Source organism: Moorena sp. SIO1G6, assembly GCF_010672795.1.
Lineage (GTDB): Bacteria > Cyanobacteriota > Cyanobacteriia > Cyanobacteriales > Coleofasciculaceae > Moorena > Moorena producens.
The window spans coordinates 43,434-49,433 of record NZ_JAAHFZ010000047.1 but is presented as its reverse complement, the minus strand read 5'-3'; the positions used below and the strand labels follow the sequence as shown (position 1 = coordinate 49,433).

General features: G+C 44.6%; 4 protein-coding genes. 1 reads left to right on the top strand and 3 read right to left on the bottom strand.

The window, feature by feature from the left end:
- Positions 1 to 275 precede the first annotated feature (275 nt).
- The 3 genes from phoU to F6K63_RS28480 form a co-directional block, all read right to left on the bottom strand.
- Positions 276 to 938, bottom strand: a complete 663-nt coding sequence (gene phoU / locus F6K63_RS28490; protein WP_008186395.1) for a phosphate signaling complex protein PhoU — start codon at positions 936 to 938, stop codon at positions 276 to 278.
- Between the two features lie 706 nt (positions 939 to 1,644).
- A complete protein-coding gene (locus tag F6K63_RS28485; RefSeq protein WP_287255524.1) occupies positions 1,645 to 2,952 on the bottom strand; it encodes a sensor histidine kinase in 1,308 nt (435 codons plus the stop codon).
- 533 nt (positions 2,953 to 3,485) lie between these two features.
- Positions 3,486 to 4,232 (bottom strand): response regulator transcription factor, encoded by a 747-nt coding sequence (locus F6K63_RS28480; protein ID WP_008186390.1) that lies wholly within the window; start codon positions 4,230 to 4,232, stop codon positions 3,486 to 3,488.
- A gap of 309 nt (positions 4,233 to 4,541) precedes the next feature.
- Between F6K63_RS28480 and F6K63_RS28475 the strand changes: the two genes are divergently transcribed.
- Complete coding sequence (locus F6K63_RS28475; RefSeq protein ID WP_287297553.1) at positions 4,542 to 5,987, top strand: zinc ribbon domain-containing protein; 1,446 nt, start codon at positions 4,542 to 4,544, stop codon at positions 5,985 to 5,987.
- The last annotated feature ends 13 nt before the right edge of the window (positions 5,988 to 6,000 follow it).

The following is a 6,000-nucleotide window of genomic DNA, read 5'->3' as shown; positions in this document are numbered from 1 at the left end:
CCCGTGTCGTTAATAAAGTAACCCGTGTATCCGAACGCGCCCCGCGTCGGCGAAAGCCGATAGTGATGGCTGGAGTTGGTAAGAAGCCCACACTGTAATCTTCGATGAGCGTGTGGGAGTATGTCACGGCTAGCATCTTATTTAGCTAAGATATGATATAGCAATCCTAATTGCAACGTCAACAAGCAAGGGCTTCAGATTCTTACCCATCTTTACCCTCTTGGCTTGTTCTGGTATTTAAAAACTCAGATCGGATTGCTATCTAACCAGTGAACCTAACGCCTAGGAGTAACTCCTGAACGTTGACCAGTGACAATATAAGAGACTCGTTGACCAATATTGGTAGCATGGTCAGCCATTCGTTCTAAATGGCGAATCACTAGTCCTAGTAAAAGAATTGGTTCAACAACACCCTTGATATCCCGCTGACTGGCCAAGGTTTGATACAGTTGGTCATAGGCATCGTCTACTGTATCGTCCAGCTTTTTGACCGTTTGCCCAGCAATGGCATCTAAATCCGCTAGGGCTTTTAAACTTGTTGCCAGCATAGCTTGGGCATGATGAGACATAAGTTCCACCTCTGGCATACAGGGATGGGGTGGATAAGGAAACAGCTTTATTGATAGTTCTCCCAGGTCTTCAGCATAATCACCAATGCGCTCTAAGTCTCGTACTAGTTGCATAAAGGCACTCAGAAGCCGTAAATCTTGGGCAACGGGAGATTGCAGAGCCATTAACGTGACACATTCCATCTCAATTTGGTGATAGTAGCCATCAATGCGCTTATCAAGAGAGGCAAGATGTTGGGCAGTCTCGAGATTGCGCTCAAACAGGGCTTGATGACTTAGTCTAAAAGATTGCTCTACCAGAGCCCCCATACGCAAAACATCTTGTGCCAAACGCTTCAGGGAGCGCTGGAAGTGTGAACGCTCAGACATGTTGCTGACAGAACTATTAGCAGAAGATAAACTCACCAGGAAATAGGGGTTGCTAAGGGAAGGCTGGAAGCCCCTGTGATTTATATATATTTATGCATGGGGAAGAAAGCTTTGCCGTAACATAAATAACTGCCCAACAGCACATCAAGATTAGATGCGATCGCTCCCATCCTTCCGGTAAACAAATTAGCAGGCAGTATTTCGATGAAGGGTTTAGGGTTTAGGGCTTGGGTTCATGCTGTTAACTGGTTACAGGTTAACTGGTTACAGGTTAGCTGGTTACAGGTTAGCTGGTTAGCCAGTTACAGGTTAGCCAGTTACAGGTTAGCTGGTTACAGGTTAGCTGGTTACAGGTTAGCTGGTTACAGGTTAGCTGGTTGAAAGTTAGCTGGTTACAGGTTAGCTGGTTACAGGTTAGCTGGTTACAGGTTAGCTGGTTACAGGTTAGCTGGTTACAGGTTAGCTGGTTACAGGTTACAGGTTATTAAACCTTCAACCTACCCTACAGGAACCCCAAGGGCGAACACCCTTCAACCTTCAACCTTCAACCTTTAACATTTAACCTTCAACCTTCAACCTTCAACCTTCAACCTTCAACCTTCAACCTTCAACCTACCAGCACATTGGCGAAAAGGGTTCATGACAGGCAGCTGATGATTGGGCGAGCAGGATATGGTAGTATAACACTTAGTAATAGCAAATTTAATCAACCTTTGGTGGTATCTGGAAGTGCAATTTCTATACAGGCACCACCTGTTTCCCAGTGATTGGTGGCTAGGATAGAGCCACCGTGAGCCTCAATAATTTGCTGCACAATGGATAGTCCTAGACCACTGCCACCACGCACAGGTAATGGCTCTCCATTACTATAATTACTCTGGTCTCTGGCTCTTGAGTGATCTCCCCGGTAAAGTCGCTCAAAGACACGGGGTAAATCTGACTCGGCAAAACCATCTCCTGCGTCGATCACCTTAATTTGAATCCAAGTATCGCATTCCAACGCCTTGTGGGAAGATATAGCATTAACCTCAACTCTAATAGCAGCCTGAGGTGGGCTGTGTTTAATACTGTTGTCAAATAAATTTAGAAACACCTGAGTCAGGCGAGAGGGATCAGCTTCCAGATACAATTGATTGGGTCCATGATAGGCAAGGGTTAAGTTCTTCTGTTGGGCTAGGAGTTCTAGGGTTTGCCAGACCCTAAAAATTAAACTCTTTAGTTCTATGGATTGACAGTTAAGATGTAGGGTGGGGTCTTGCTTGAGTTTACTAATTTCCAGCCAATCTTCCACAAGCTGAATCAGCCGTTTGACTTCTGCGAGCATTTTCTCCACCCAGCGGCTTTCCTGAGCCTCCAGACGACTCTGTAACGTTTCCGCCACTAAACTAATGGAGGTTAACGGGGTTCTGAGTTCGTGGGCTAAATCCCCAAACCACTGGTTGCGAGACTCAGCCAGTTCTACCAAAGGTTGTTGATTTTCGAGAAACACACCAACTTGTTTCTGGGGTAAGGGCCAACTGGAAGCTCTTAGATAAAGCGATCGCATTTCACCCATGGCCTCCCCCTTTAAGCAACTGGGGTGAAATACCCATTCACAGATCCCAGGTTGCTGCTGCTGACGGGTAGTTTGAATCAGCTGATCTAATTCGTAGGAACGCACCCACTCCAGGAATAACCGGATTTCTCCTGATTCCCAGTCATGAATATGTAATAACTGACGTGCTTGCTGGTTGCACCAGAGTAACTGGTTTTCTTCATCCACCAGAAAATAACCTAAGGGGGCTACCTGAAGTAATTCTTGCCAGGTTTGCAGTTCCTGCTCCATCACTTCTCGTTGGTGATTGGCTCTTGCGATCGCTTGCCGCAAACGAGAAACTGCTGACAATGAGTTGCTGGTAGCATCCACCTGTAGTGTTCCCAACATTTGCTGTAGCCGTTGTTTGAGTTGGCGCTGCTGCCACAGCCACAGCCCAATTCCCAAAGCCAGACCTAGTAAAAATGCTAGGAGGGTCATAATAAAAAAAAATATGAAGTAAGCATTCAGCTCTCAGCATTCAGCTCTCAGCTCTCAGCTCTCAGCTCTCAGCTCTCAGCTCTCAGCTCTCAGCTCTCAGCTCTCAGCTCTCAGCTCTCAGCTCTCAGCTCTCAGCTCTCAGCTCTCAGCTCTCAGCTCTCAGCTCTCAGCTCTCAGCTTATGGGCAATGGGCTTTTACCCATACTTTCAATTCTCATGCTTCTCTATCAATATTAAATTCTCCCGTTCGCTTAGCGTGGCCATAGGTCTGCATAGGTTTATTTTAAGCTGACGGCTGACAGCTGACGGCTGACAGCTGACGGCACCTCAAGTAGCGTGGCCAAAGGCCAACGGCTGAATGCTTACAATATGAAGTATAAAGGACTTCGTACTTTATAATACTTTATCCTTTATCTTTCCTTCATATTTCATTGATTATTTATCCTTGATTCTTGATTTTTTATCTGTCCTTTATCTATCCTTTATCTATTCTTTATCTATCCTTTATCTATTCTTTCTCTATCCTTCATTATTTATCCAAAGCGATAACCAAAACCCCTTACAGTGATCAGGTATTCTGGTTTACTGGGGTCTTCTTCTAATTTTTCCCGTAACCAGCGAATATGAACATCCACTGTTTTAGTATCTCCCACAAAATCCATTCCCCATACTTGATCAATTAATTGGTCCCGAGACCAAACTCGGCGGGGATTATTAATAAATAACTCCAAAAGTCGAAACTCCTTGGGAGATAAATTAACGTCTTCTCCCCGAACCGTCACCCGACACTCTTGGGGGTACAGCTTGATCTCTCGGAATTGCTGGACGGGTGTTGGAGTGATACCATTCAAGTGTTGGCGACGAATTAAGGCTCGGCAACGAGCAATCAACTCCCGCATACTGAACGGTTTAGTGAGGTAGTCGTCTGCACCAACTTCCAAACCTAAAACCCGATCTGTTTCACTAGCTTTGGCACTAAGAATCATGATCGGAATGGGATTTCCTCGATAACGTAGCAACCGACACAGATCTAAACCATTCACCTGAGGTAGCATTAGGTCTAATATGAGCAAATCCACAGAGTAACCAGTGTGATCGCTATCCTGAAGCATAGTCAAAGCTGTAGCGCCGTCCGAAGCAGTTAAAACCTCGTAACCTTCTTCTTGCAGGGCTAGGACGATCATTTCTCGGATTAGTTCTTCGTCTTCCACCACTAAGACTTGTTTAGCCTTGGTCAGTTCTGAACCGGAAGGACTGTGGGGTATGTCGAGAGCAAGCATAAAGTAAGAAAACTTGGTAACTGAGGTTACAAGTCAAGATATACAAGCAGTAACACGCATCTGTCAATCAGAATATTGACTTAATCATCAATTAACCTTATTTTTACCAATATATTATCTGGCTGCAGATAGATTATGGAGCCATTGTGCCTAATTAAGATAAAACCCCAAGTCTTACAGCCAATCCATACCTCTGCACCTACTAGCAAGGAGAGGTTGGGCAAATGCCTTGCAATTAAGTAGTCAAAAAGCGGGATAAAACGGGATTTTTTGGGGTATAATAGACAAAAAGGCCAAGAATAGCCAACGATGTCTAAGCGCAAGAAAAAATCAGGCACAACAAAGAAGCTTTCAACCCAGGTAGTCCCAGTAATTGGGATGTCAATGGCAGTTGAAACTGAGCTTTTTGCCATAATGCAACGCTTAGGCATCGTTCGTTCTGAGTCCTACAACAAGCTTGGCAGCGTTAGCCATTGGGGACTCGACTGGCGGAAAGCCTACCCAGAGGTTAGATCTTTGAGAACTCCAGAATCTTTAGGTCTACCATCCAAACTAATGGAATGGACGGTTAGCGATGTCGCTAAAGCCATTAGTGCCCAACAAGCTGCTGGTATTGAAGCATTAGGGAAAATTCTACATAAGCGCTTTCCAGGCAAAGAAAACGAAAAGCGTCGAAGTCAATGCTACAAACAACTATCAACTCCAAGTTTTCTTAGTGATCCGTTTTTACATCGAATTGTCAGAAAAACGTTTCGACGTGGCCATTCTTGGGTTAAGAATCAGATAGTTTATCAACAGGGTGGTTACTCCTGTAAGCGTATTTATAGGTACACCTACCAATTAGAATTAGCCGGACTACGTCGTGGAAAACGTAATCGGCTCTTGGTGAGATCTAATCGAAAAATAACTGGGCAAATTAGGCTAATTTACAACCCATTGTTGCAGCGATTTGAAATCCATTTCTTGGTTAATTACGGGGTTGTCAATGTTACCAGCGAACGTCGCTGTCTGGGCGTGGATAAGGGTTACACGGAAGTGTTTTATGATTCGGATGGTCGTGCCTATGGTCTGGGCTTAGGTAAATTAGCGACCAACAAGTCTGACAGAATTGTCAAGAAAAACCGGAATCGTGGCCAGTTGTGGGCGCTGCATAGAAAATTAGAGAAAATAGATCCTGCCAAGTCAGCTCGCATACTAGAAAATAATCTGAGCCGAAAAACAGAAAATCGTCGCTTAAGAAAAGACCAGGCAGGAATTATAGCTATTATAGGCGCTGCAAGTAGGTCACTTTTTAATGGGGAATCATTAAAAGTTTTTGCGGAAGATTTAACCCAACCAATCAAAGGGAAACGTCAATCATTATCAATGTCTCGAAAATTGAATAGCTGGATGAAAGGAGCTATTCGAGACTCTTTACAAAAATGGGCTAACTGGACTGGTTCAGTAGTTTCAGAAATTCAGCCAAGCTACACGTCGCAAATTGACTCCGTAACTGGCACTCTATTAGGGGTTAGGAAAGGGGACAGTTTTATCAGATTTAATGGGGTCGTGTTGCAGGCTGATCACAATGCTGCATTAAACATCCTTGCCCGTGGTACAGACAAGGAAATCTCCCGGTTTATGACTAGGGTTGAAGTTCAAGCAGTGTTGTTGCGTCGTACCGCGCGATTCCTTGAAGATATGGACTTGAGTTTAGCTAATGCGGTTGAGCTAGGTTGGCTTGACCCTAAGCATGAGCTTTGCTCAATCTTTTAGGGATCTCCTGGCC